At 64.1% G+C, this 24,607-nt stretch carries 26 protein-coding genes; 15 read left to right on the top strand and 11 right to left on the bottom strand.

The window, feature by feature from the left end; translation table 11 throughout:
* Window positions 1-23: 23 nt before the first annotated feature.
* The gene (locus AC1DJT_RS12855; RefSeq protein ID WP_441505284.1) at window positions 24-818 is read left to right on the top strand and encodes a hypothetical protein; all 795 of its coding nucleotides are present in this window, start codon (window positions 24-26) and stop codon (window positions 816-818) included.
* 59 nt (window positions 819-877) lie between these two features.
* Entirely contained in the window at window positions 878-1,921 is a 1,044-nt protein-coding gene (locus AC1DJT_RS12850; RefSeq protein ID WP_476768568.1) for a 2-dehydropantoate 2-reductase, read from the top strand.
* A gap of 28 nt (window positions 1,922-1,949) precedes the next feature.
* On the opposite strand, the gene AC1DJT_RS12845 is transcribed toward AC1DJT_RS12850, so the two are convergent.
* Entirely contained in the window at window positions 1,950-3,659 is a 1,710-nt protein-coding gene (locus tag AC1DJT_RS12845; RefSeq protein ID WP_476834178.1) for a putative bifunctional diguanylate cyclase/phosphodiesterase, read from the bottom strand.
* A gap of 363 nt (window positions 3,660-4,022) precedes the next feature.
* Entirely contained in the window at window positions 4,023-4,310 is a 288-nt protein-coding gene (locus AC1DJT_RS12840) for an HlyU family transcriptional regulator (protein WP_069879743.1), read from the bottom strand.
* Between the two features lie 205 nt (window positions 4,311-4,515).
* Here AC1DJT_RS12840 and AC1DJT_RS12835 point away from each other — a divergent pair, with 205 nt between their 5' ends.
* The 4 genes from AC1DJT_RS12835 (at window position 4,516) to AC1DJT_RS12820 (ending at window position 6,376) form a co-directional block, all read left to right on the top strand.
* Window positions 4,516-4,887 carry a hypothetical protein gene (locus tag AC1DJT_RS12835; RefSeq protein ID WP_441505281.1) on the top strand — a complete coding sequence of 124 codons (372 nt, stop codon included), beginning with the start codon at window positions 4,516-4,518 and terminating at the stop codon, window positions 4,885-4,887.
* Entirely contained in the window at window positions 4,884-5,435 is a 552-nt protein-coding gene (locus tag AC1DJT_RS12830; RefSeq protein WP_441505280.1) for a TetR/AcrR family transcriptional regulator, read from the top strand. The genes AC1DJT_RS12835 and AC1DJT_RS12830 overlap by 4 nt, the downstream gene beginning before the upstream one ends.
* 176 nt (window positions 5,436-5,611) lie before the next feature.
* The gene (locus AC1DJT_RS12825; protein ID WP_441505279.1) at window positions 5,612-5,929 is read left to right on the top strand and encodes a hypothetical protein; all 318 of its coding nucleotides are present in this window, start codon (window positions 5,612-5,614) and stop codon (window positions 5,927-5,929) included.
* A 177-nt stretch (window positions 5,930-6,106) separates the two neighbouring features.
* Complete coding sequence (locus AC1DJT_RS12820; RefSeq protein WP_476768567.1) at window positions 6,107-6,376, top strand: DUF2798 domain-containing protein; 270 nt, start codon at window positions 6,107-6,109, stop codon at window positions 6,374-6,376.
* A gap of 61 nt (window positions 6,377-6,437) precedes the next feature.
* Here AC1DJT_RS12820 and rpoD read toward each other — a convergent pair whose 3' ends face one another.
* From rpoD to AC1DJT_RS12805, 3 genes are all read right to left on the bottom strand, one after another.
* Window positions 6,438-8,471 (bottom strand): RNA polymerase sigma factor RpoD, encoded by a 2,034-nt coding sequence (rpoD, locus tag AC1DJT_RS12815; protein ID WP_476834177.1) that lies wholly within the window; start codon window positions 8,469-8,471, stop codon window positions 6,438-6,440.
* 199 nt (window positions 8,472-8,670) lie between these two features.
* The gene (gene dnaG, locus AC1DJT_RS12810; protein WP_476834176.1) at window positions 8,671-10,575 is read right to left on the bottom strand and encodes a DNA primase; all 1,905 of its coding nucleotides are present in this window, start codon (window positions 10,573-10,575) and stop codon (window positions 8,671-8,673) included.
* Between the two features lie 107 nt (window positions 10,576-10,682).
* Entirely contained in the window at window positions 10,683-11,153 is a 471-nt protein-coding gene (locus AC1DJT_RS12805; protein WP_441505277.1) for a GatB/YqeY domain-containing protein, read from the bottom strand.
* 147 nt (window positions 11,154-11,300) lie between these two features.
* Between AC1DJT_RS12805 and carA the strand changes: the two genes are divergently transcribed.
* The 5 genes from carA (at window position 11,301) to AC1DJT_RS12780 (ending at window position 14,930) form a co-directional block, all read left to right on the top strand.
* Window positions 11,301-12,509 carry a glutamine-hydrolyzing carbamoyl-phosphate synthase small subunit gene (gene carA, locus AC1DJT_RS12800; RefSeq protein WP_441505276.1) on the top strand — a complete coding sequence of 403 codons (1,209 nt, stop codon included), beginning with the start codon at window positions 11,301-11,303 and terminating at the stop codon, window positions 12,507-12,509.
* Between the two features lie 9 nt (window positions 12,510-12,518).
* Window positions 12,519-12,845: an NIPSNAP family protein gene (locus AC1DJT_RS12795; RefSeq protein WP_476834175.1), complete on the top strand. Its 327-nt coding sequence runs from the start codon at window positions 12,519-12,521 to the stop codon at window positions 12,843-12,845.
* A 175-nt stretch (window positions 12,846-13,020) separates the two neighbouring features.
* Window positions 13,021-13,863, top strand: coding sequence for a prephenate dehydrogenase/arogenate dehydrogenase family protein (locus AC1DJT_RS12790; RefSeq protein WP_476834174.1), 843 nt, complete (start codon window positions 13,021-13,023; stop codon window positions 13,861-13,863).
* Window positions 13,864-13,968: 105 nt separating this feature from the next.
* A complete protein-coding gene (locus tag AC1DJT_RS12785; RefSeq protein ID WP_441505273.1) occupies window positions 13,969-14,394 on the top strand; it encodes a group III truncated hemoglobin in 426 nt (141 codons plus the stop codon).
* A gap of 218 nt (window positions 14,395-14,612) precedes the next feature.
* The gene (locus AC1DJT_RS12780) at window positions 14,613-14,930 is read left to right on the top strand and encodes a hypothetical protein (RefSeq protein WP_441489398.1); all 318 of its coding nucleotides are present in this window, start codon (window positions 14,613-14,615) and stop codon (window positions 14,928-14,930) included.
* Window positions 14,931-15,079: 149 nt separating this feature from the next.
* On the opposite strand, the gene AC1DJT_RS12775 is transcribed toward AC1DJT_RS12780, so the two are convergent.
* A complete protein-coding gene (locus AC1DJT_RS12775; protein ID WP_476834173.1) occupies window positions 15,080-16,012 on the bottom strand; it encodes a LysR family transcriptional regulator in 933 nt (310 codons plus the stop codon).
* Window positions 16,013-16,100: 88 nt separating this feature from the next.
* On the opposite strand from AC1DJT_RS12775, the gene AC1DJT_RS12770 reads away from it, so the two are divergent.
* The gene (locus tag AC1DJT_RS12770; protein ID WP_476768561.1) at window positions 16,101-16,994 is read left to right on the top strand and encodes a DMT family transporter; all 894 of its coding nucleotides are present in this window, start codon (window positions 16,101-16,103) and stop codon (window positions 16,992-16,994) included.
* A gap of 66 nt (window positions 16,995-17,060) precedes the next feature.
* Window positions 17,061-17,627, top strand: coding sequence for a GNAT family N-acetyltransferase (locus AC1DJT_RS12765; protein WP_441505271.1), 567 nt, complete (start codon window positions 17,061-17,063; stop codon window positions 17,625-17,627).
* Window positions 17,628-17,772: 145 nt separating this feature from the next.
* Here AC1DJT_RS12765 and AC1DJT_RS12760 read toward each other — a convergent pair whose 3' ends face one another.
* The gene (locus AC1DJT_RS12760; protein ID WP_476768560.1) at window positions 17,773-19,029 is read right to left on the bottom strand and encodes a class I SAM-dependent methyltransferase; all 1,257 of its coding nucleotides are present in this window, start codon (window positions 19,027-19,029) and stop codon (window positions 17,773-17,775) included.
* 196 nt (window positions 19,030-19,225) lie between these two features.
* On the opposite strand from AC1DJT_RS12760, the gene AC1DJT_RS12755 reads away from it, so the two are divergent.
* Entirely contained in the window at window positions 19,226-19,918 is a 693-nt protein-coding gene (locus AC1DJT_RS12755) for a methyltransferase domain-containing protein (protein WP_476768559.1), read from the top strand.
* A gap of 108 nt (window positions 19,919-20,026) precedes the next feature.
* Here the strand turns inward: AC1DJT_RS12755 and AC1DJT_RS12750 are convergent, their stop codons facing one another.
* From AC1DJT_RS12750 to AC1DJT_RS12735, 4 genes are all read right to left on the bottom strand, one after another.
* Window positions 20,027-20,434, bottom strand: coding sequence for a GtrA family protein (locus AC1DJT_RS12750; protein WP_441505268.1), 408 nt, complete (start codon window positions 20,432-20,434; stop codon window positions 20,027-20,029).
* Between the two features lie 188 nt (window positions 20,435-20,622).
* Window positions 20,623-21,924 carry a hypothetical protein gene (locus AC1DJT_RS12745; RefSeq protein WP_441489405.1) on the bottom strand — a complete coding sequence of 434 codons (1,302 nt, stop codon included), beginning with the start codon at window positions 21,922-21,924 and terminating at the stop codon, window positions 20,623-20,625.
* 54 nt (window positions 21,925-21,978) lie between these two features.
* Window positions 21,979-23,193 (bottom strand): zinc metallochaperone GTPase ZigA, encoded by a 1,215-nt coding sequence (gene zigA / locus AC1DJT_RS12740; protein WP_476768558.1) that lies wholly within the window; start codon window positions 23,191-23,193, stop codon window positions 21,979-21,981.
* Between the two features lie 90 nt (window positions 23,194-23,283).
* Window positions 23,284-23,640 (bottom strand): ArsR/SmtB family transcription factor, encoded by a 357-nt coding sequence (locus AC1DJT_RS12735; protein ID WP_476768557.1) that lies wholly within the window; start codon window positions 23,638-23,640, stop codon window positions 23,284-23,286.
* Window positions 23,641-23,762: 122 nt separating this feature from the next.
* Here AC1DJT_RS12735 and AC1DJT_RS12730 point away from each other — a divergent pair.
* The coding region (locus AC1DJT_RS12730; RefSeq protein WP_476834172.1) for an MFS transporter at window positions 23,763-24,607 on the top strand (845 nt) is incomplete at its 3' end.

Here is a 24,607-nt window from a genome sequence, read left to right as displayed (position 1 = left end):
TGGCCTACCCCGGAGAACTGACGATGAACCGGGGACTTTTGCTCGCCCTGATGGCAGCGAGCGCGCCGATCGCGATCGCCACTGCAAGCGAGCAGGATGCCGAGGAGCTCTCGAAACAGCTGCAGAACCCGGTCGCGAGCATGATCAGCGTACCGATTCAAAGCAATTTCCAGTTCCGTGGCGGGCCTGATCGGGATGGCTTTTCGTCGACCAGCAACATCCAGCCGGTCATCCCGGTGTCGCTGAACCAGGACTGGAACCTGATCGTCAGAACAATCCTGCCCGTCATACACCGTGAAAGTTACGGCCCGGCCGATGGCGTGGGCCTCGGCGACACCACCCAGAGCTTCTTCTTCACGCCGAAGACCCCGAAGAACGGCTTCGTCTGGGGTATCGGGCCGGCCTTCATGTGGCCGACGGCAACAAGTGACCGCTTCGGCTCGGGCAAATGGGGAGCGGGGCCGACCGCCCTGATGCTGGTTCAGGACGGAGCATGGACGGTCGGCGGGCTGGCCAATCATATCTGGTCCTATGCCGGCCCCGAAGGACGCAAGGATGTCAGCGCGACGTTCCTGCAGCCCTTCCTGTCTTACAGCCTCGGCCAGGGCCTCAGCCTCTCCCTCAATACGGAAGCAAGTTACGACTGGATCGCCCGGCAATGGACGGTTCCGATCAATGTCGGCGTCGGCCAGGTATTCAAGCTCGGCAATCAGGCGATGAGCGCCGGACTAGGCTTCCAGTACTATGCGGTCAGACCGACCGAAGGGCCGCGCTGGGGCGTTCGTGCCACGCTGACCTTCCTCCTCCCGGAGAAATAGGAGCGAAACGCGCGGGCGTCCGGCTTGCTGCGGATGGAGGCGTTGGGCATCCTTTCCCGATGGCGGGAATCTGCATCTACGGCGCCGGTTCGGTCGGCTGTTATATCGGCGGCCGGCTGCTCGCGGCTGGCGCCGATGTCAGCTTCGTCGGCCGTGAGCGCATCGCCTCCGAGATTCGCCGGCATGGCCTTGCACTGTCGCATTACCAGGGTGGACGCTGGCAGCTCCCGCCATCGACCATCGACTTCTCGACCGTTGCCGGGGCTGCAAAGGCAGTTGGGCTGGTATTGGTGACCGTGAAGTCGGCTGCGACACGTGCTGCCGCTGCCGAACTCGCAACGATTCTCGGCCCCAAGACCATCGTCATCAGCTTCCAGAACGGCCTGGGCCATGCCGACCGTCTGCGTAACGCCTTGCCAGGCCGAACTGTGCTGGAGGGCATGGTCCCGTTCAATGTGGTGATGTCGGGGCCAGGCACCTTCCATCAGGCGTCGCAAGGCGCGCTTGCGGTCAAGGCGCATGCGGAGCTTGATCCCTATCTCGCAGCCTTCACAGCCGCCGGGCTGCCGCTMAGCCAGTACCCGGACATCGTGCCGGTTCAATGGGCAAAACTGCTGTTCAATCTCAACAACGCGATCAACGCACTCGCCAACGTCCCGCTGAAGGAAGAACTGTCGCAACGCGCCTACCGGCGCTGCCTTGCGCCGGCCCAAGCGGAGGCCCTCGCACTGCTGGAACGCTCAGGCATTCGTCCGGCCCGGCTGACGCCATTGCCCGCCAGCTGGCTTCCGCGGCTGCTCGATGCGCCTGACTGGGTATTTGCAAGGCTGGCGAGCAAGATGCTGACGATCGCCCCGGTCGCGCGCTCCTCGATGGCGGATGATCTTGCAGCTGGCCGCCCGACCGAGATCGACTGGATCAATGGCGAGGTGCTGCGCCTGGCCGAGCAGCATGGAACACGCGCGCCAGCGAACGAGCGGCTGCATGCATTGGTGCAGGCGGCCGAGAGGAGCACCACGCGCCCGCACTGGTCCGGAGAAGCCTTGTTTGCGGAACTGCGGCAGGCGGCCGGCACGCACGAACAGCGGGCCGTACGGCGATAGCCGCCCCCGGATAAGCAGGCGATGCCGCTCAGGCGCCGCCAGTCAACGGGGCATAGGCCGCGGCATCCAGTGGCCGGCCGAGCAGATAACCCTGCGTTGAGTCGCAACCCTCGCAGATCAGGAAGTCGAGCTGTTCGGGTGTTTCGACGCCTTCCGCCACCACCTCGATGCCCAGGGCATGCCCAAGCTGGATGATGGCGCGGGTGATCGCAACGGCTTCGAGCGTGACGCCGAGCGTTGCGACGAAGCTGCGGTCGATCTTCAGCGTCGTCAGAGGAAAGCGATGAAGATAGGACAGCGACGAATAGCCGGTGCCGAAATCATCGAGCGCGATCCGCACCCCAAGTGCGCGCAGGCGCGACAGGGTTGCCATGGCGCGGTCGGCATCGGTGACCATCACCCCTTCGGTGATCTCGAGTTCCAGCCGCTCCGGATCGAGGCCGGTCTCCCTCAGCACCTCCTCCACGAGGCCGGGCAGCGCGTCAGCCGCGAATTCGAGCGGCGAGATGTTGACGGAGATCCTGAGGGGCTCTTTCCAGCGCACCGCTTCGCGGCAGGCCGCGCGAAGGACGTGAGCCCCAAGCGCGGCGATAAGGCCGCCCTCTTCCGCTGCTGGGATAAACAACGAGGGTGAGACGACGCCACGTGAAGGATGGCGCCAGCGTGCCAATGCCTCGAACCCGACGACGCTGCCATCCGCCCGGAACTGCGGCTGATAATGCAACAGGATCGCCCCGGTCTCGATGGCCTGGCGCAGATKAGCGCGCAGGTCGAGACGTTCGCGCTCGCGCTCCTGCTCGGCAAAGTCAAACATCCGGACGCGGCTGCGCCCTTCGGTCTTGGCGAGACGCAAGGCCGCATTGGCGGCGTCGAGCAATCCGGTTTCGCTGTCGCTGTCCTCGGGGAAGCGGGCGCAGCCCATGCTGACGCTCACCGCGTGACGGGCCCTTCCATTGATGAAATCCGCTTCCAGGGCAAAGCGCACCTGTTCGGCCTGCAAGAGACCATGCTCTCCACCCGGGGAGTGTCGCGACACCAGGACGAATTCGTCKCTGCCGATTCGCGCCGCGAAGCTGCCCTCGATCGATCCCAGACGCCTGGCGAGTTCGATCAGGAGGCTGTCCCCAGTTACCTGGCCATACTCCTCGTTGAAACACTTGAAGCGGTCGGGATCGATCCGCATCACAAGGAAGCTCTCGCCTTCATGCTTCGCGCGTTCCATGCGCTCGGCCAGATACGAGCGAAGGGCGAAACGGTTCGGGAGCCCCGTCAGGGCATCGTTGCGGGATAGATGGGCGATCTTCTTCTCGGCATACTTTCGCTCGCTGATGTCGACCAGCAGATTGAAGCCCCCGACGAGCCTGCCGCTGGCATCGAAGAGCGGCGTCGGAAATGGCATGAAAGGGATGCAGCTCCCATCAGGCCGCTCGGCCTGCGCCTCGACGCCCCGGATGGGCCGGCCCTCGCGCAGCGCAATCGCCATCGGGCACTGATCATGCGGCAGATGCTCACCGTCCTTGGTCAGCAAGCGGTGGGAAATGCACCAGAAATCCGCGCCAATGCGCGGTTCGCGGCCGGCAAACTCGGCAGCAGCGCGATTGAAGTAGGTCAGGCGCCCATCGGCATCCGTGACATAGACGGCAGCGGGAAGCTGATCGAGAACGCTCGCAAGCCAGGCGTTATCCTCAGCGCGAGAGCCTAGCAGCGGCATTGCAGCAACAAGGGGCGCGAGATCCACGTCGCTCCCGGCGAAAGTCGCAAGCCCGGATATCACGGCGCCCGCTGCGTTTGCGAGGCGTGATCAAGAGCTTCTGGGTCGGCAGCTGCTCGATGCATCGAGAATTCCGTGTCGCCTCATTCTGTGGTCACTGAGCGATGACAGCACGGAGATGCCAATAAAATATTAAGCCCCCGATCAATTGGGATGGAGAAAACCCGACATACGGAACTAAAGAGACCAAAATATCCAAATTTGAAAGTCTATTACGGCAGATTACAACACATAATCTCAAATCTATACGAAATGACACAAGAAAAAAGTCAGATAAAAAGCAAGAATGTCGCAAAGTAAGGAACGATAATCCTCGGGACAGTGGAAATTCTATTTGAAAATGGCTTCACCCTGCTCATCGATGAGCTGCTGCCCCTTCAGCAAGGTAAAGTCGGCGGCCTCCGCCACACCAGGGAAACGATCCGCCCGCACGAAGCGATGCGTCTTCAGGTCACCACCGACATCCTTCTCGATGACGCCGCAAAGCTGATACTGCCCGCCCTCCTGGTAAGGCGTGGCGTGAATCGTGAAGCCTCTGTGCTCCAAGGTCTTGAGCGGTCCAGGGGCCGGTTTCTCGGCCTTCTCACCAAGGCCGAACAGGGATTTCAGGAATGACATGGGGCCTCCATCGCGATCTCGATCTGTATAGGGCAGAAACAGCCCGAGAGGGAGCCAGCCTCGTGCATCTTCACATATATTGAGCGACGCGGGCGCTCCTCAGCGATTGTACAACTCGCCATCGCACGCGTCCCCTGGCCTCCTTGCCACACATAACGTTTAATACCATACTGTATGGTATTAAACGAACATCGAGTGCACTCGGATGAATGGTTGGTTCCTGGGCGCTGCAGCGATCGCAGTCTTGACCTGCGTGATCCATGTCTGGCTCGGTGGGCGCGAAGTTGCCCARCCGCTCCTAGCCTCCGGCGGGTTGGGCAAGGTGCCCAAATTCACCAATTACTATTGCTGGCACCTGGTCACGATCGTGCTGGCGGGGCTCGCGCTCGCTTTCGGCCTCGTTGCCTGGCACGCAGGCAGCCGCGACCTTGGGGCGTTTGCGACAGGGTGCGCTGGACTCTTCGCCCTCTGGAGCCTGGCCATGATCCGGCGCTTCCGGCTGAGACCCACTCATTTCCCGCAATGGGCCCTGTTCATTCCCATGACCGCCTGCGGCGCACTGGGGTTGTGGTGGTGAAGGCAGCCGCCCGCCGTTTCTCGCAGAAGGATTGGCTCGACCTCGGCCTCGAGGCGCTTGCTGAAGCCGGCCCTGCCGGCGTGACCATCGAAGCGCTCTGCCGGCGCGGCGGCAAGACCAAGGGCTCATTCTACGCGCATTTCGTGACGAGCGAGGCCTATCTCAGCGCACTCGCGGAGCATTGGCGCGAGGCTTACACCCGCCGGCTCGTCGAAGCCGCCGATACCGGCGAACATCCGGACGCCAGACTCTCCGTMCTCGACCAGATGGCGCTGCGCCTCGACAGCCGCGTCGAGCAAGGCATGCGCCGGCTTGCCGCCAACGACACCGCCGTGAGGCGCGTTTGCATCGAGGTGGACCGTGAACGCATCGCCTATCTCGCCGGGCTGCACCGGGCCTCCGGACGCTTCGATGACAAGAATGCGCTCGCTCTCGCTCGTCTCGAATACGCAGCCTTCATCGGCTTCCAGCAGATCGACACAGGCGCCGGCAACGCGGGCGCGGCCGAGAGTTATCGGCTGCTCCTCAAGCTCGCCGGCAGGACCTGACCACCGCATGGTGAAGGGCCGGACCTTGACCTCACCGTTCAGTGATCCCCCCATCGACTTTCGGCGTTTCTTGAAAGCAGGCAACCTGGATCCCACGTTTTAAGGGTTCAGGGCGACCGTCGTGCCCCTTGACGCCAGGTTCATCTCTCGCGGCGCCTCTGAATAGGGAGGTGGCCATGAGACGGATCAGGACGCTGTCGTCCCTGCTGCTCGCACTCGCCACAGTGAGTTACGCGGGTACTGCGCAAGCACAGGCGCCGCGAGGGCCGCCTTGCGCAGCGCGAAGCGAAGTCGTCGGACATCTGCGCGACATTTACGGCGAACACCTTGTCGGCAACGGCCTCGCCGAGGGCGGCTATATGCTTGAGCTCTTTACGGGCCCGGCCGGTAGCTGGACCGTTTTTGCCACCACGCCCGAAGGCATGAGCTGCCTGATTTCGGCAGGCAACTCATGGGAGCCGCTGCCAAGGCCCGACATCTTCGCCGGCCGCTGAATCGGAAGGGGAATGTGGTGCTTGGCAGGAGGCCAGGCAGCGGTTAGAAGGCCGCATCGCTCCAGGGAGTGGTCGTAAGCGTCTCACGTCAGGCAACGCATCCACCGCGGCGTTGCGCCGATGGATGCCGAAAGCGCCTCCCCAAGCGACACCGCCTGTCCTGAGAGCTCGTTCTCCATGTCTCCGACTGACGTCTCACGCCCGCGCTGCAAGCTGCCGGCACGATATGCCGGCATCGTCATGCCCTTCATCCTGTCGATCGTAATGACCTTCATCGTCTCAGGCATCTCGACATTGAAGGCGCTCGGTCCTTCCATGACCGCGCTGCAGACTTGGCCCGCCTCCTGGGCCCTGTCCTGGCTGGTCGCCTTCCCGACTTTGCTTGTCGTGCTGCCCCTCGTGCGACGGCTAGTGGCACTTGTCGTCGCCACGCCCAGCCAAGGCTGAAGGTCCCCCTCAAAAGGAAAGGGCGGCTCGCGCCGCCCTTCCCTGATCCCGAGTGCTGAGTTCAGTTGTCGAGGAAGCTGCGCAGCTTCCGCGACCGGCTCGGGTGCTTGAGCTTGCGCAGCGCCTTGGCTTCGATCTGACGGATACGCTCGCGCGTCACCGAGAACTGCTGGCCGACCTCTTCGAGAGTGTGGTCGGTGTTCATGCCGATGCCGAAGCGCATGCGCAGCACACGCTCCTCGCGCGGCGTGAGCGAGGCCAGCACCCGCGTCGTCGTCTCGCGCAGATTCGACTGGATCGCCGCGTCGATCGGCAGGATCGCGTTCTTGTCTTCGATGAAGTCGCCGAGATGCGAATCTTCCTCGTCGCCGATCGGCGTTTCCAGCGAGATCGGCTCCTTGGCGATCTTCAGCACCTTGCGCACCTTTTCGAGCGGCATGGCGAGCTTCTCGGCCAGCTCCTCAGGCGTCGGCTCGCGGCCGATCTCGTGCAGCATCTGGCGCGAGGTCCGGACGATCTTGTTGATCGTMTCGATCATGTGCACCGGGATGCGGATGGTGCGSGCCTGATCGGCGATCGAGCGKGTGATCGCCTGCCKGATCCACCACGTSGCRTAGGTCGAGAACTTGTAGCCGCGACGATACTCGAATTTGTCGACCGCCTTCATCAGGCCGATATTCCCCTCCTGGATCAGGTCGAGGAATTGCAGGCCGCGATTCGTGTACTTCTTGGCGATCGAGATCACGAGACGCAGATTGGCCTCGATCATCTCCTTCTTCGCCTGCCGGGCTTCGCGCTCGCCCTTCTGGACCATCAGCACGATCTTGCGGAATTCCTGGATCTCCAGGCCGGTCTCGGAGGCAAGCGTGTGGATGTCCTCGCGCAGCTCCTTGATCCGGTCCTTCTCGGACCCGACGAATTCGCGCCAGCCGCGCGAACCGAGCTTGGAGACGCGCAGGACCCATTTGGGGTCGAGCTCGCCGCCGACATGCTGCTTGAGGAAATCGTCGCGCGCGACGCCATAGGTTTCGGCCAGGCGGAGCAGGCGCGTCTCATGCGAGATCAGGCGCTTGTTGATGTCGTAGAGCTGCTCGACAAGCGCTTCGATGCGGTTGTTGTTGAGCGAGAGCGACTTCACCGCGGTGATGATGTCGTCCTTGAGCTTCTTGTACTTGCGATCCTGCGACGGCGAGAGCTTGGTGTTCTCCAGCCGGTTGGCGATATCCTGGTCCTGCAGACGCCGCAGCTTCTTGTAGTTGTCTGCGATCGAATCGAAGGTCTCGAGCACGCGCGGCTTCAGCTCGGCTTCCATTGCCGAAAGTGAAACGTTGTTCTCGATGTCGTCGTCATCCATCTCGGGCGGCGGTTCGCCACCCTCGCCACCGAAGGCCGGGGCGCCGCCTGCCGGCTGGCCTTCGCCTTCTTCGCCCTCTTCACCCGGCAACTGCACCGGATTCTTGCCGTCGGGACCGGCATAAGTGGCTTCGAGATCGATGATGTCGCGCAGCAGAACCTTGCCGTCGACGAGTTCGTCCCGCCAGATAATGATGGCCTGGAAGGTCAGCGGGCTTTCGCAGAGCCCGGCGATCATCGCCTCGCGGCCGGCCTCGATGCGCTTGGCGATCGCGATTTCGCCTTCGCGCGACAGGAGCTCGACCGAGCCCATCTCGCGCAGATACATGCGGACCGGATCGTCCGTGCGCTCGGTCGGCTCGAGATTGCGCTTGACCTCGACCGGCAGCGCCGAACGGGAGGTCTCGACGAGATCGCCCTCGCCTTCTTCGTCGTCGCCGCCGCCGTCCTTGCCGCGCTGGGCGCGTTCCTCGCCGGCGGCCTCGGGATCTTCGTTGTCGACGACGTTGATGCCCTGCTCGCTGAGCTGGCCAAGCACGTCCTCGATCTGCTCCGAGGAGAATTCCTCGGAAGGCAGGACTTCGTTCAGTTCGTCATAGGTGACATAGCCGCGCTTCTTGGCGAGCTTGATCATCCGGCGTACGGCCTGATCCGTCAGATCCAGCAGCGGCCCATCAGTGGTCGGGGGGGCTTCCGGTGCGACCTGATCGGTCTTTTCCCGTTCGCTCGCTTTAGTCGCCATCAATCAGCGCTCCGCACTCTCGCGTGGCAGGAGGCGCGAAGTGCCCCATGTCGACGCATAAAAGGGCGGCGCGGCCGCTGGTCCGGCGCGCTCACCCCACCCAAATCATCTCGACCAGATGGACCCGATCCTCCTTAGGAATCGTGAACCACCCATGCCCCGTGCGACAGTGACGACGACAGCGAAAGCTATGTTCCGATCAATCACCTGCCATGGCCTCGGTGCCCTCGAGGTTCTCGAGCCGGGCCTTGAYGTCTTTGATCCAGGCGAAATTTGCTTCAGTCGCTTCGTCAGCCAGTGCGCGCTCGGCTGCCTTCAACTCGCTATGTAACGTTCGCGCCCGATGATGCAAGACGATTGCCTGACGAATCGATTCAAAAACTGATTCCGGATCAGCCGCTTGGGCGAGTTTCAGCCGCTCGGCCGGACCTGTGACGGCCATCAGCGCAGCCCTGGCTTCCTGGACCCTTGGCTGGTCGAGCCGATTCGCCAGGGCATCCTGATCCAGCCCGTCGCCGAAGGCGGCATCGAGCAGCACCTGCCTGAAACGCTCGGCCGCCATGCCGTCGAGCGAAAGCTCCGACAATTCATCGGCGCAACGCAGGATCAATCCGGAATGGCTCGCCAACGCCAGCAGGATAAAGGCCTCGCGCTTATCCTCGCCGCGCCCTTGCGACACGATGCGCGAGCGCGAAAGCTGCGAGCTTGCCCTCAGCGGCACGGCCTGGCGGTTCGCACCGCCGCCACCACCGCCCTGCCCGCGATTGCCGGCGCCGCCCCGCCCCCGTTGCTGCCCGCCTCCACCGAAATTCCTTTCGGCGCGGGCAGGAGCAGCACTGGTGAAGAGCTGAGACAGCCGCTCTTCCATCTCGATGCGATAATGGCGCCGCGTCACCTCGTCGCGGATATGTCCGAGCGCCTCCTTCAGCCGACGTTCGAAGGCCGCCCGGCGCTCGGGCGTATCGAGCGACCCGGCTTCGACCTCGCGGTTCCAGAGCATGTCGACCAGCGGCCGCGCCGCCTTGAGCACCTCGGCGATCGCGACCTTGCCGCCGGAGCGTGCCAGGTCATCCGGGTCCTGCCCGTCCGGCAACAGGGCGAAGGCGAGCGACTTCCCGGGCTCGAGCAGCGGCAAGCCGATATCGATCGCACGGCTCGCGGCCTTGCGCCCGGCCTTGTCGCCGTCCAGGCAAATCACAGGCTCGTCGGCCATGCGCCAGAGCAGGCCGATCTGGTCCTCGGTCAACGCCGTGCCAAGCGGGGCAACGACCTGCGGGAAGCCCGCCATCGTCATGGCGATGACGTCGACATAGCCTTCGACCACGATGACCTGCCCGACATCATGAGCAGCCTTGCGGGCATTGTGGTGGTTGAACAGCAGCCGCCCCTTGTGAAAGAGGGGTGTCTCCGGCGAATTCAGATATTTGGCGGAAACCTCGGCACTCATCGCCCGGCCGCCGAAGGCGATGACCCGCCCGCGCGCATCGTGGATCGGGAACATGATCCGGTCGCGGAAGCGATCATAGGGCACGGCGATCTCATCGCCATGGATCAGCAGCCCGGCCTCCATCATCAAGGCGGCATCGACCCCCTTGCCCGCCAGATGGTCGCGCAGCGCGAAGCGATCTGGCGGCGCGTAGCCGATGCGAAACTGCCTCCTCGGCTCTCCGTCGAGGCCGCGGCCCGACAGATAGCGCCGCGCCGCGACGCCACGCTCGGCGGCCAACTCGGCTTCGAAGAAGCACGCCGCAAGCTCCACGACCTCGTGGAGCCCCTTGCGCCTCTCCTCCTGGACCTGCGCCTCATGCGTCACGGTCGGCAGGATCACGCCGGCCTGGGAGGCCAGCTTCTCGACCGCTTCAGGGAAGGAGAGCCCTTCGGTCTCCATCACGAACTTGAAGATGTCGCCGTTCTTGCCGGAGGAGAAATCGAAGAAGGAGCCCTTCTGGTCATTGACGAAGAAGGACGGTGTCTTCTCGGCATTGAAGGGCGAAAGCCCCTTCCATTCCCGCCCGGCCTTGGCGAGGCGCACGCGTTTGCCCACGACCGCCGAAACCGGCAGCCGCGCCTTGATCTCCTCAAGGACGGATGGGGGGAACTTCATGGCTTCCTATGTGGGGCCTGGCGCACAGGAAGCCAATCGCCGATCCGCAAGCGGACCGGCTTATCGGCTCTATCCACAGCACCGGCGCCCCCGGCACTCGCTTGCGATCAACCGCCGAGCGCAGCCTTCACCAGACCGCTCGCCTTGGCGAAGTCCATCTGGCCCGCGTAATTCGCGCGCAGGGTCGCAATGACCTTGCCCATGTCCTTGACCGAGGCCGCGCCGCTCTCGGTCACTGCAGCCGCAATCGCCGCCTTCACCTCGTCCTCATCCATCTGCTTCGGCAGATAGGCGGAGATGACGTCGACCTCGGCACGTTCGCCGGCAGCAAGCTCCGGACGGCCATTGGCGTCGTAGATCGCGATCGATTCCTGGCGCTGCTTGATCATCTTCTGCAGCAGAGCGAGGATTTCGTCGGGAGAGGCCTCGCCCTTGCCGGCGCCGCGCGCCTCGATGTCCTTGTCCTTCAAGGCGGCCTGGATCAGGCGGATCGCGCCGACCTTGCCCTTCTCGCCGGCCTTCATCGCTTCTTTCAGCTCGCTGGTGAAGCGCTCACGCAGGCTCGTCATGTTCGTCATTCCCTTTTCTTGTATCAGGCCGGCGCAGGCCTCGATTGACGACGTGGACCGGCGTCTTTAAGGCTCGCGTTCCAGATCGGCGGAGCGCGAAGCCGCTGCCCCGCCCCACACATTGCCGCCTCGTCGCGGCCTGGACGAGACATAGACATGACCGCTCCCGAAGGAAACCCCGCCACCGGCGGCTGGACAGAACCGCGCGCGACCGCTCTCCTCGTGCTGGCCAACGGCACCGTGCTGGAAGGCTTCGGCCTCGGCGCCGTCGCTGAAGCGCCGGGCGAGGTCTGCTTCAACACGGCGATGACCGGTTATCAGGAAATCCTGACCGACCCGTCCTATGCCGGGCAGATCATCACCTTCACCTTCCCCCATATCGGCAATGTCGGCGTCAACGACGAGGACACCGAGACGGTGAACGCCGCGGCGTCCTCAGGCGTGCGCGGCATCGTGATCCATGCCGACATCACCGAACCCTCGAACTGGCGCGCCACGCGGCATCTCGACGCCTGGCTGAAGGCTCGCAACATCGTCGGCATCGCCGGCGTCGATACACGCGCCCTGACCGCCTTGATCCGCGACAACGGCATGCCGAACGCGATCCTCGCCCATAATCCCGACGGCATCTTCGATCTTCCCCGTCTCAAGCAGCAGGCCGCCGCCCTGCCCGACATGGCCGGGCTCGATCTCGTGCCGCTGGTCACCGCCGCCCAGCGTTACGACTGGAGCGAGACGCCGTGGCAATGGCCCGCCGGATACGGCAAGCGCGAGAGCGCGGCACACAGGGTCGTCGCAATCGATTATGGCGTGAAGCGCAACATCCTGCGCCTGCTCGCAAAGGCCGGCTGCGAGGTGACCGTAGTGCCTTCGACAACCAGCGCCGCCGACATCCTGGCGCTGAGCCCCGACGGTGTTTTCCTCTCCAACGGCCCTGGCGACCCCGCCGCGACCGGCGAATATGCCGTGCCGGTCATTCGCGAACTTCTCGACCGGAAGATTCCGACTTTCGGCATCTGCCTCGGCCACCAGATGCTCGCGCTCGCCATTGGCGGGCAAACCATGAAGATGAAGCAGGGGCACCACGGCGCCAACCATCCAGTGCAGGACAAGACCACCGGCAAGGTCGAGATCGTCTCGATGAACCACGGCTTTGCCGTCGACCCCACGACGCTTCCGGCCAATGCGAAGGAGACGCATGTCTCGCTCTTCGACGGCTCGAACTGCGGCATCGCCCTCGACGATCGGCCGGCCTTCAGCGTCCAGCACCATCCAGAAGCCTCCCCCGGGCCGCAGGACAGCCATTATCTCTTCGCCCGCTTCGTGGAGTTGATGGAAACCGAAAAGGCCAAGGCCGCAGCCTGAGGCGACGCGATGCTCCACCAGTTGCGCATCTACGAGATCTTCGAACGCAACAAGGCGGCTTTCCATGCGCGCTTCCGCGACCACGCGGCGCGCATCATGGCGCGCCACGGCTTCGAGATCGTGGGGATGTGGGAAACCCGGAGCGCAACGCGAACGGAATTCGCCTATATCCTTGCCTGGCCCGACGCCGAGACCARGGCAGCGCGCTGGGCGAGCTTCATGGCCGATCCCGAATGGACCGAGATCAAACGCGTCACCGCGATCGAGCATGGCGACCTCGTCGGCGCCATCGAGGATCGCCTGATGGTGCTGACCGACTATTCCCCCAGGCTCTGAGTTGACAGGCCGACCGGCCCGCGGTTTAAGCGCGCCATGACCATGTCCTGCCTCCTCGCGCGGAACTATTACGCCCCGTCCTCATAAGGCGGTGGCATTCCCATGTTCAACCGCCGCGCTGGCGGTTGAATTCAGGCAGTCACCCGGCATCGCGGCCTCCATTAGGAAAAACGCGATGCACTCCTCCCGCAAAACCGTCTCGTCTATCGGCATCATGGGCTTTGGCGCGTTCGGCCGACTCATGGCTCGTCATCTCCAGCCACATTTTCCGCTCTTCGTCTGCGATCCCGAGCGGCCGCCCGATGCCGACAGAGCGGGCAAGGGCCTCGTTCCATCGAATGTGAAGACAGTCGGCGCCTGCGATGTCGTGATCCTCGCCGTGCCGGTCGATCGGATCCAGACCGCGATTGCGGCCCTTCGGCCGCATCTGCGGGCGGGCGCGCTGGTGCTGGATGTCGGTTCGGTCAAGATTGGCCCGGCGCGCGCCATGCAGGCCGACCTGCCGGAAGACGTCGACATTCTCGGCACTCACCCGCTGTTTGGTCCGCAAAGCGCACGTCACGGCATCAAGGGACTGAAGATTGCGCTGTGCCCGGTCCGCGGGCACAGCGGTCCGCGCGTCGCCGCCTTCCTGCGCAAGGTGCTCGGATTGAGGGTGATCATGACCACGCCCGACGCACATGACCGCGAAACAGCCATGGTTCAGGGCCTGACACATCTGATTGCCAAGATCCTGGTGCGGATGGAGCCGCTGCCGCACCGCATGACGACGGCCAGCTTCGATCTCCTGATGCAGGCGACCGATATGGTCCGGCATGATGCGCCGAACGTCTTCATGGCGATCGAGCGCGCCAATCCACATGCCAGGGCAGTCCGCGACRGGTTCTTTGCCCTTGCCGAGGAGATGCGGCAGTTGCTGGAAGACGATCACCTCGCCCGGCCCGCGCAGACCCTGTCTCGGAGATCCGCAGCCGAGGCCAGTGTCCAGGCATGGCCGGTGATTGGACATGGCAAGTGACGAGGCATGGCAGGTGAGCTTGAACAATCGACCACGCCGCATAGATCTCGCCGCAAGCCGCCAGCACATCCTGACGCGCAGCGGCGGCTGGACCGCAGGAAGACAATGACCGACAATCCGCTTGCCGATCCGGCCACCGCCCATCCCGACCTCGACGAGGCGACAATCGGCCTGCTCGTCCGCACATTCTACAGTCGGGCGCGGCTGGACGACGTGATCGGACCGGTATTCGAGGCCGCCGTCGATGATTGGGATGACCATATCGGCAAGATCAGCGAGTTCTGGAGCAGCGTGATGCTGCGCACCGGTCGTTATGGCGGCCGGCCGATGCGACCGCACCTGATCCTGCCGCTGGAAGGCAGGCATTTCGACCGCTGGCTCGAACTTTTCGAGGCGACAGCGCAGGAACTCTGTCCGCCTGCCATCGCCCAGGCCTTCATCATACGGGCACGCCGGATCGCCGATAGCTTCGAAATGGCGCGGGCGTCGCAGCGCGGCGAAGTCGGAATACCACGCCATAGCGCGAGGTGATCACCGAGGGCGGAGAGGCTTGCTGCGAGCCGATCCGCCTATGCGCTCTCAGTCGACGTCGCGGTTTTCCCTTACGACATCGCGGCGGAAATGCGCCCAGTTCAAATAGCAACTTGCTCTTTTTGCATTGCTCCTATCTCAATATCCTACTATCCAACACAACTCACGGCTGAAAAGCTCCCAACTGCTGTCGTGAGAGAACGATCCGGAGCATTGCGATGGAACGTAGAGGAAGCGAACGCACGCGATCATGGGCACATCAAGTGCTGATCGCTGTTGAGGGCGACGATTTCCTGTCCAGGCTCCATGCCATGGATGCGTGGCTCAGCCAGTGGGAAATTCCCTATCGTGCCGTCTCGGTGCCGCGCGACAACGGGGCGATCCGGATCTGTTTTTCAGATGAGAGGTTCGCCCGCGCATTTCATGTCAATCTGGGCGGCCTGCGCGTCCCTTCCGACCCATTGGCCACGGAACTGGCTGCGGATCCCGCCAAGGATGACTTCTACCAATTGGTCGATCGCAAGATCGCCAACTGAACCGAGTTCGGATTCGATCCCGCATCAAGGGGTAGATCTGCCGAAGCAGGCATGGGTCGAGACCGGATCTCGCCCCTTCCGCGGAATGGCCCATCGTTGGGATGCCCGCGACCGCCTTCGCAGCATACAGATGCGTCACGCCGGGCGCGCTAAGCTGCCTTTGCTTCCGTTTTCAAGAAGGCAGTCAGCCGTGCCGCAGACAAGCCCGCTTCTTGCGCGATCCGCGTCGCCAGTGCAGCGGCTGCGGGGCGTGGCTGCCCGATCGGACGGTCGAGCCAGTAGGAAACCGGATTGAGCGCAGTGCGTGGATCAACAGCCACCACGCGCCCTACCTCGATCTGCGCCTGCGCCAGCGGTGGACGGGCAAGCGCCACACCCAGCCCGCAGGCGGCGGCATCGAGCACGAGATTGTAATCCTCGAAACGTCGATCCTGCGGACGGGGTCGGTAATCCAGCCCCTGCGCCGCAAACCAGGCCCGCCAGCCGGATGCATCGGAATCATGGATCAGCGGCTGGTCGAGCAGCCGCGCGGCCTTGCCGGCACCGATGCTCCGCACAAGCTCCGGCGAAGYGATTGGAAAACACCATTCCTCGAAAAGCTGGACCGAGACCCGCCCCGGCGCCCCGCCGCGTCCACAGCGAATGGCGAGGTCGATGCCCTCACTCTCCAGATCGACCCGGCGATGGTCGACCTGAAGCACGATGCGCAGATCGGGATCGCCGCTCTCGAGCCATTTCATGCGGGGCATCAGCCACAGGCTGCACACTGAAGGAATCGCGCTGAAGCGCACGACCGCGGCACCGCGCGGCTCGGTCCAGCGATCCGATGTGTCCGCGATCAGCGCGAAGGCCTCCTGCGTGCGCTGCATCAGTCGCTGGCCCTCTGGCGTCAGCGCGACGCCGCGCGCCTGCCGGGCGAAGAGCCGGGTGCCGAGCCAATGCTCGAGCTTGGCCACCTGCCGACTGATCGCGCCATGGGTCAGGTTGAGCGTCTCGGCCGCCGCCGAGAAGCTTCCCGAGCGGGCCGCCGCCTCGAAGGCACGCAGAGTGTCGAGCGGGGGTAATCCGGAGCTGTGATCCATGCTCACAGATCATGCTCGAATTACTCGTTTGTCAATCAGCTTGCCCGGGTATCTATCACGTGTCGACCCCTGACCACCGAGGCTCGACATGAACTCGCTCAACCCAGCCGTCTCCACGCCGCGCAGCCTCGATCCGGCCACCGTCGCCGTMGTCGCCTTTACCGTGATCGCCTGGGCTTCCGCCTTTCCCGCGATCCGGGCCGGGCTGACGGCGTTAGGGCCGATCGAGCTCGGCGCCGCTCGTTTCGCGATCGCGGCCGTCCCGAGCGCGAACTTTCTCGCCATTATGCGCCCTGCCCTGCCCGGCTGGTCCGATGGCTGGCGCTTCCTTCTTGGTGGGTTGGTTCATGTCGCGCTCTACACGACCCTGCTGAATTTCGGCGAGAAGACGGTCTCTGCCGGCGCCGCGAGCTTCATCATCAACGTCAATCCGATCATCACCGCCGGATTGGCGATGCTGATCCTCGGCGAACGCTTCGGGCCACTCGCCTGGCTCGGCACCGCGATCTCCTTCGCCGGCATTGGCCTGATCGCATTAGGCGAAGGCCAGGGCATCGAGCTCAGCACCGGCGTCCTCTTCATCCTTGGCGCTGCACTCTGCCAATCGGTCACCGCCGTCGTCCAGAAGCCGCTTTTCGCCCGGCACAAGGCGCTCACCGTCTCGGCCTGGAACATGGTCGTGGGTGCACTGGCCCTCTCCCCGTTCCTCCCGCATGCCGTCAGCCAGTCGGCCTCTGCGTCGAGCGAAGCTCTCTTTGCCGTCGTCTATCTCGGGATTGTGCCAAGCCTGCTCGCCTATGCGACCTGGACGATGATGCTCGCGCGGCTGCCTGCGGGCCGCGCCTCGAACTTCATGTATTGCGTGCCACCGGTCGCGACCTTGATGGGCTTTCTCTGGCTCGGCGAGGCTCCGACTGCACTCGGCATCCTCGGTGGGGTCATGGCGCTGGGCGGTGTCGTGATTGTCAATCTGAAGCGCTGAGAGCACCAGCTTCCCCCACGGGCGCCCGCTGCGATACTGTTCCTCGCCTGCCCCGCGAGGATGCGTATGACCAGTGATCAGCCCAGTGCCATTCAATCATCTCCGTCTGCCGCTGGCGTTCGCGTACGACCATTGGTGGGGGAAGACTGGGTCGCACTCCGCGCGCTGCGCTTGGTTGCGCTTTCCGACACGCCGGAAGCCTTCGGCGCGAGCCACGCCGAAGAGGCCGCCCAACCGGACAGCTTCTTCCGCTCGCGCCTCTCGGCCGAGGAACCCAACAGGGTCTTCGGGGCCTTCTCCGACAGCGGTGACCTGATCGGGATCGCTGGCTTCCGTGCAACGACCTCCGCCAAGTCGCGCCACAAGGGCGTGCTCTGGGGCGTCTATGTCGTGGCCGGCTGGCGCGGGGACGGCGTCGGCCGCGCCCTCGTCGATGCCGTCATCGGACACGCCGCCCGCCACGTCCTGGTGCTCCAAGCTTGTGTCGTGACGACGAACCGTGCCGCGCACTCGCTCTACGCCCGGCTTGGCTTTGCCCCCTATGGCATCGAGTCCAAGGCGTTGTACGTCAACGGCCAGTTCTATGACGAAGCGCTTCTGGCGCTAGATTTCACGCAAGCCACCGACGCTTGAGGCGCTAGCCCAACGAGCGCCGGCCGAGGCACGATGCGAACTCACCGCGGCCAGCCCGTTGGGAAGAGCCGGGATCCATGCCTGAGCGCCGGCGGAGATGTTCCAACCCGTATCCGAGGCCCTACGGAACGGCATGTCGCCCGCCTCAGAAACCCTGCGCCTCCAAAGCCTTCTCGTTCTCGGTGATGTAGTCGCGGATCACCGGCACAGCGCTCTTGTGCGGCCCTAGCAGGAGCTGGAAAACCATGTCTCCCCCGATATCGAACGAGATCTCGCAGGCCGAGAGGTAGAACTCCCACATCCGCGCGAAACGCTCGCCCATCATACCGACGACCTCCTCGCGCTTGGCGAGAAACCGCTGTCGCCAGGCAGCCAGCGTCCAGTGGTAATGCCGGCGCCAGAACTCGCAGTCCGACGACCAGAGCCCTGTCTGCTCGACCGCGGCGAATACCTCCGACATCGCTGGGGCGTACCCGCCCGGGAAGATGTATTTGTCGAAGAACGGTCCAGTGAAGCCCGGAGGGCCGACCCGGCCGATACAGTGCACCAACGCAATCCCGTCCGGCGTCAGAAGATCGCGGATCTTCTCGAAATATTCGAGATAATGCGCAACGCCGACATGCTCCATCATGCCGACCGAGACGACGCGGTCGAAGCTGCCGGTCAGTTCGCGATAGTCCTTGTTGATGAAAGTGACGCTGCCGCCGACCCCGGCCGCTTCGGCCCGCTTCTGCGCCGCCGCCATCTGGTCGGGCGAGACATTCAGCCCGGTCACCTTGGCCCCACAGGCCTTGGCGAGATAGATCGCGAGCTCGCCCCAGCCCGAACCGATATCCAGAACCGTCATGCCGGGTTCGATCTTCAGCTTGGCCGCGATATGGCGGAGTTTTGCCTTCTGCGCGGCTTCGAGCCCGACCTCCGGACTATGCCAATAGGCACAGGAATAGGTCATCGTCTCGTCGAGCCAGAGCCGGTAGAAATCGGTCGGGATATCGTAGTGGTGCTTGACCTTCTTGCCGGCCACGCCGAGCGGGTTGTGCATGCGGAAGCGCCGGATGCGAAAGCGGATGTTGCGGATCGCCTTTTGCAGCGGATGCTTGCGCATCTCCTTGCGCTGCAGCCAGAACAGGCTGAGCAGGTCATGGATCGTCGAGCCGTCCTCGAAATTCACCCGCCCGTCCATGTAGCCTTCGGCCAGGGCCAGTTCGGGATTCAGAAAGATCTCCCGCTCGATCTTGTCGTCCGAGAAGCGCACGGTGACAGCCGGCGCCGTCTTGTTCTGACCTGCGAACAGGATCGCCCCTGGGCCCGGCCCGAAGACATGGCGCTTGTCGTCCGGGGTGATCACCGTCAGGCGTCCTTGCCTGACGAAGCGTTTCAGAAGTCGCGGCAACAGCAGCATGCAAGCCTCCCAGCCTTGCGCGACCTTAAGCCGAGCGGTCGGCGCAGGGAAATGCCGAGCCGGCAGAAGGATGCGGAACTGGCGAGGTGTTGCGCGAACTCCATATCGGCGGTTGCCGATACCCGCAGCGACAGCGTAGTCCTGAGGCCGAAACGGGCGCCCGTGTGTCCGTCACTGAGCGGATGACGGCGAGACGATGTCCTGGCGCGATTTCTGGAACAGCGAGCACGCGATCTATGTCTCGCCCCGTCACAAGCTGCTGCATTACCGCCAGATCGCCACMGACCTGATTCGCCATATCCCCTCGCCCGAGGCGGTCGTACTGGATCACGGTTGTGGCGAAGCCCTCGCCGCCGATCGCGTCGCCGCAGCCTGCGCCAGGCTCTATCTCTGCGAGGCCGCCCCGAGCGTGCGTGAAAAGCTGCGCGCGACCTTTGGCGCGATCCCGGCGATCACCGTCGTCTCGCCGGAGGAGATCGAGGCACTGGACGACGGCGCGCTCGATCTCGTCGTCGCCAACTCGCTGATCCAGTATCTCGACCGCGAGGAGCTGGCGCAGTTGCTCCTGCTCTGGCGGCGCAAGCTGAAGCCCGGCGGACATCTCGTCATCGCCGACGTGATTCCACCCGATGTCAGCGCGCTGACCGACGCCACGCAACTGCTCTCCTTCGCCTGGCGCGGCGGCTTCCTGATTGCCGCGCTCGGCGGGCTCGTACGCACCGCGTTCTCCGACTACCGGAAGCTGCGCGCCGAGTACGGGCTCTCGACCTATAGCGATACCGCCATCGTCACTTTGATCCGAGAGGGCGGGTTCGACGAGATCGAGCGCCAGCCGAACTTCGGCCACAACCCCCACCGCATGACCTTCCGCGCCCGCAATCCGGGCTAAGCCGCCACTAGATCATCGGCCCGGAAATCGTATCCGGACAGATGATCTAACCCTTTGTGTTTGCATYGGCCTTCCCGAAAACCGCAATCCACATTTCGGGCCGATGCTTTAGACGCCTTCGCGATCCGCGAAGGAGAAGAATTTATGGCCGAGGAAGGAGAACACCATCACGAGCAGCGTCGTGACGATCTGCATCGGCAGATAGGGTAGGCCAGCCCGCGTCACGAAGATATGCATCAGGATGCCGGTCAGCACGAAGCCGCCCGCTGCGATCAGCGCAAAGCGCCAGGTCGCTTGGGCGTGGCTGTGCGTAGCGTCAAAGGTCAGCCAGCGATTCAGCGTATAGGACACGACCGCGCCGAGCGTGAAACCGGCAAGCGTAGCCGGCACCGGGGCGACCCCGCCAAGCTCGACCAGTCCGATCAGCAGCGCATAATGCGCCACCGCCGTCACGCCACCGGAGAAAACATAGGCCACGATCTGGCGCGACTGACGGGGAAGACGAGAGAGAGGCATCCCCGCCCTCTACAGCATTTTCCTGCTGGCCAGTACCGGCTCGCGTGAAGGCCCGCGCAAGCCCCGCATGGCACACTCAATCAAGGCAGCCCAGGCAAGGCGCGAGGCGGCGCAGGTCCGGAAGTCATCAGATCGCGGTGTGCCGTGATGGCTTCCGGAATTCCGACCGGAACGCTCCGCGCAGCCCTTCAGCCGGCATCGCCACCGCCGGCGAGATTGGCGGGCATCCCGCCGACCGGCATGTCGAGCCCCTGCTTCAGCGTATCCAAATGAAACTCCCTGATACGACCGCTCGTGGGATCGCTGACGAAGGCGCTGTTCCCGACGATGCCCAGGCTCGGCGTCGGCGATTTCGCGCCGTACTGGCAATCGAAGGCGGGTACCGCGTCGAAGCTGGCGAGTTCTCGCCAGGCCGGCGCGATTTCATAGACGCGGAGCTTGCCGTCCGGTGTGAGGTTCGCCAGGCGGTCGCCACCAGCGTCGAGATCGAACTGGCAGGCTGGCTGACCGCCTGGCACCGGCAGGACATCCGCGACCGAGAGCAAGGTTGCGGCAGGGTCGATCCGCAGAAGCGCATTGTATGGCCCCTTCAGCCCGTAATTGGCGACGGCATAGCGCGCGCCCGTGCGCGCCTTGATGGCACTGACGCGCCGCTCGTCGGGATAGGCGATCTTGCGCGCAGTCCAGCGCCCGGACGTATCCCGGGCGAGGACGAGAACGCCGCCATCCACCCCGTCATTGCAGCCGAAGACGTGGCGCCCCTTGCTCTCGGCATAACCGTGGAAGAGCTTGCAGGAGGCGTCAGTGCGTGCAGGATCGTTGAAGCTTGCGACCCGCTTCCAGCCCTTGCCGCGCTCGAGGATTTCAAAGCCGTCCGGCCGAGACGAGGCGCTGCGGTCCTCGCCCTTGGCGTAGATCGCATTCGGCACCGACATCAGCCACTGCCGGCGCCCGAGCGGAATGGCAATGCCGTGCTGCGGCGCCGGGCTTGGCCATATCTTGCTGACGGGAGACTTGCCATCCAGGCTCTTGAGATCGACCAGCACCGCCTTCGGCTCGCTCTTGCGCTCCCAGGGCCTGTCTCCGTCGAAGAACAGCGCAATCTGCCCATGCCTGGAAACGACATGGGCCGGGCGGTCGCCCTTCACGGCGAAGTCGAGCAGCCTGACCGGCCCCTTGTCGACATCGACGTGATCGCCATGAGATTCATAGCGCAGTCCGCTATCGAGGAAGCGGATGGTGCCAACCTCGTCGCCTGTCTTGATGACGATGAAACGGCCGCCCTCGGCGCTGGCGAAGGACGGGTTGGGTTTCGGCACATCGAAGCTATGCGTCACCTCGCCGGAGTCGAGGTCGAGCACGCGCACGACCGGCTTCTCGTGATCTGCAAAGACGAGCCGGCCACGCAAGGTGGCGTGATCATGGGCAGAGGCCGCAGCTGCGGCGAGAACAAGGGTAAGCGCAGCTCCCGCTGCGAACTGAAAACGCATCGTTGTCTCCTGTGAACGAAGGGCAAAGGTCCGCCGGTATGCGGACCGGATCTCTCAGGCCGCAGCGGCCCGGCGCCAGACCGGAAATGGGTCAGGCAGGTCGCGGTAGCGTTCCGGTTTGAAGCTGATGGTCGGCGTCTCGCCGAGCAGGCAGGCGTCGAGCGCGCTGGTGATGGCCTGCTGGTCCATGCCCGAGCCAATGAAGACCAGCTCCTGCCGCCGGTCGCCCCAGACCGAATGCCAGTGTCGGTTCAGGATTGCGTTCCATTCGGGATGGTCGGGCCAGCGGCTGCGCGGCACGGACGCCCACCAGAACTCCATCGCCTCGGTTCGGCAGACGCTGCCAGCAAGGCTCATCTCGCCGACCCATTCCGGCCGGGTCGCCAGCCAGAAATGGCCCTTGGCACGGATCAGGCCGTCCCAGTCGCGCGCCAGGAAGGCGTTGAACCGCTCCGGATGGAATGGCCGCCGGGCGCGGTAGACGAAGGAGGAGATGCCATACTCCTCGGTTTCCGGAACATGATCCCGGCGGCCATGGAGCTCCTTGTACCAGAGCGGATGCTGCTCCGCCTTCTCATGGTCGAACAGGCCCGTATCGAGGATCGCTGCGAGCGGAGCACGCCCGAAATCGGTTTCGACCAGCTTTGCATCGGGATTGAGCGCCCGGATGATCTTGCGCACCAGATCGCGCTCTTCCGGCGCGACATCCGACACCTTGTTCAGGACGACGACATCGGCGAACTCGATCTGCTCGACCAGGAGATCGACCAGGGTGCGCTCGTCGTCCTCGCCCGCCGTCTCGCCGCGCTCACGCAGGAAGTCGCGCGAGCCATAATCCTTCATCAGGTTGATGGCATCGACGACGGTCACCATCGTATCGAGCCGCGCGAGATCGGAGAGGCTGGCGCCATCCTCGTCGCGAAACTCGAAGGTCGCGGCGATCGGCAAGGGCTCGGCAATGCCGGTGCCTTCGATCAGCAGGTAGTCGAAGCGTCCTTCCCCGGCGAGGCGACGCACTTCGGCGAGCAGGTCATCACGCAATGTGCAGCAGATGCAGCCATTGCTCATCTCGACCAGCTTCTCGTCGGTGCGCGAGAGCTTGCCCCCGCCCTCCCGCACCAGATCGGCGTCGATATTCACCTCGCTCATGTCATTGACGATGACCGCAACCTTGCGGCCTTCCCGATTGTTGAGGACGTGATTGAGGAGCGTGGTCTTGCCGGCCCCGAGAAAGCCGGAGAGCACGGTGACGGGAAGGCGGGAATCCATTCGGCATCCATTATGTTATGTTACAACATAACATAAACAGCGATGCGAAACATTGGCAAGCCGGTTTCGACCGGGATGGGCTGATGCCCCCTACGGAGCGAGCAGCTTGTCTTCGGAAAACCGGGGAAGCGACGGATCGCGCCGCGCCGTCGCAATGATGCTGTCGAGCAGCCCGGGGAAGCGGCCGTCGAGTTCTCCGCGCCGCAGGCTGATGAAGCGGGACGTGCCCTCCGCCCGGGCCCGGGTTATGCCCGCCTCGCGCAGCTTGGCGAAATGATAGGCCAGCAGCGAGGGGGAGGCGAAATCCGTAAAACTTCCGCAGCGCGCCTCGAACTCCTCGGAGTCGGCCAGCGCCAGGACGATGGCGAGCCGCGTCGGATCGGCAAGCGCGCCAAAGACCGTCGCTGCGTCAATGCCGTCCATGTCGGGATGAAAGATCGGCTTCATGCCCCGGACATAGGAGATTGCGGCACTCCTGACAATATTCAACGTTCATTGAAATTAAGATTGACAGCAGATCGAACACGATCTTAAATTCAACGATCATTGAAATTTTGAAGGAATGTCCAATGGACACGCGTCTCGTCTGGCTCGCCGGCGGCGCCTTCGTCATCGGCACGGGAAGCCTGATGATCACCGGCATCCTGCCGAATCTGGCGGCCGCCTTCGGCACCTCGATCGATACGGCCGGCTTGCTGATCTCGATCTTCGCCGTCGCCTATGCATTAGGCTCCCCGGTCCTTTCCACCCTGCTGGGCGACGTCGACCGCCGGATGGTCCTCGCCGGCTCGCTCAGCGTCTTCGCCCTTGCCAATCTGCTTGCCGCTTTCGCGGCGAGCTTCGCCTGGCTGATGGTCGCGCGCATCGCCATGGCGCTCGCGGCCGGCGTCTTCATGCCGTCGGCCAACGCGKTCGCGGTCGCGCTGGTCTTACCGGAGCGGCGTGGCCGGGCTATCGCGCTGGTCACGGGCGGCATGACGGTTTCGCTGATTCTCGGCGTCCCGCTCGGCACCGCCATCACCTCCTATGGCGGCTGGCATCTCGCCTTCCTCCTGGTCGCGTTCATTGGCGCCCTTGGCGTCGCCGGGCTGCTCCTGAACCTGCCTGACGACCTGCCGCGCGGCGCCAATTCGCTCGGCGAGCGCCTGCAGGTCGCTCGCCGCGCCGATGTGCTGCTGGCGCTCGGCACCACCGCGCTTTGGACCACCGGCGCCTTCACGCTCTACACCTATGTCGCGCCCTTCCTCGCGACCCATGCCGGCATCAGCGGCCCCTGGCTCAGCGCCGCCCTGATCGTCTCCGGCATCGGTTCGGCCATCGGCAACCAGGCTGGTGGAATGGCGAGCGACCGCTTCGGCCCGGAGCGCACCCTCACCCTCGTCCTCACGGTGCTCGCATTGGCGCTCGCCTCCGC

Source organism: Allobosea sp. 05T422_2, from assembly GCF_056396265.1.
The sequence above is the reverse complement of the archived record's forward strand: the minus strand, read 5'-3'. Positions and strand labels throughout refer to the sequence as shown.

What these genes read in the sequence shown, in the direction of transcription:
- AC1DJT_RS12785 (WP_441505273.1), top strand. Translation starts at nt 13,969, where the DNA reads ATGACCGACAATCCGCTTGCCGATCCGGCCACCGCCCATCCCGACCTC.
- AC1DJT_RS12805 (WP_441505277.1), bottom strand. Translation starts at nt 11,153, where the DNA reads ATGACGAACATGACGAGCCTGCGTGAGCGCTTCACCAGCGAGCTGAAA.
- AC1DJT_RS12765 (WP_441505271.1), top strand. Translation starts at nt 17,061, where the DNA reads ATGACCAGTGATCAGCCCAGTGCCATTCAATCATCTCCGTCTGCCGCT.
- AC1DJT_RS12780 (WP_441489398.1), top strand. Translation starts at nt 14,613, where the DNA reads ATGGAACGTAGAGGAAGCGAACGCACGCGATCATGGGCACATCAAGTG.
- AC1DJT_RS12750 (WP_441505268.1), bottom strand. Translation starts at nt 20,434, where the DNA reads ATGCCTCTCTCTCGTCTTCCCCGTCAGTCGCGCCAGATCGTGGCCTAT.
- AC1DJT_RS12745 (WP_441489405.1), bottom strand. Translation starts at nt 21,924, where the DNA reads ATGCGTTTTCAGTTCGCAGCGGGAGCTGCGCTTACCCTTGTTCTCGCC.
- AC1DJT_RS12855 (WP_441505284.1), top strand. Translation starts at nt 24, where the DNA reads ATGAACCGGGGACTTTTGCTCGCCCTGATGGCAGCGAGCGCGCCGATC.
- AC1DJT_RS12735 (WP_476768557.1), bottom strand. Translation starts at nt 23,640, where the DNA reads ATGAAGCCGATCTTTCATCCCGACATGGACGGCATTGACGCAGCGACG.
- AC1DJT_RS12820 (WP_476768567.1), top strand. Translation starts at nt 6,107, where the DNA reads ATGTCTCCGACTGACGTCTCACGCCCGCGCTGCAAGCTGCCGGCACGA.
- AC1DJT_RS12760 (WP_476768560.1), bottom strand. Translation starts at nt 19,029, where the DNA reads ATGCTGCTGTTGCCGCGACTTCTGAAACGCTTCGTCAGGCAAGGACGC.
- carA (WP_441505276.1), top strand. Translation starts at nt 11,301, where the DNA reads ATGACCGCTCCCGAAGGAAACCCCGCCACCGGCGGCTGGACAGAACCG.
- AC1DJT_RS12840 (WP_069879743.1), bottom strand. Translation starts at nt 4,310, where the DNA reads ATGTCATTCCTGAAATCCCTGTTCGGCCTTGGTGAGAAGGCCGAGAAA.
- AC1DJT_RS12825 (WP_441505279.1), top strand. Translation starts at nt 5,612, where the DNA reads ATGAGACGGATCAGGACGCTGTCGTCCCTGCTGCTCGCACTCGCCACA.
- zigA (WP_476768558.1), bottom strand. Translation starts at nt 23,193, where the DNA reads ATGGATTCCCGCCTTCCCGTCACCGTGCTCTCCGGCTTTCTCGGGGCC.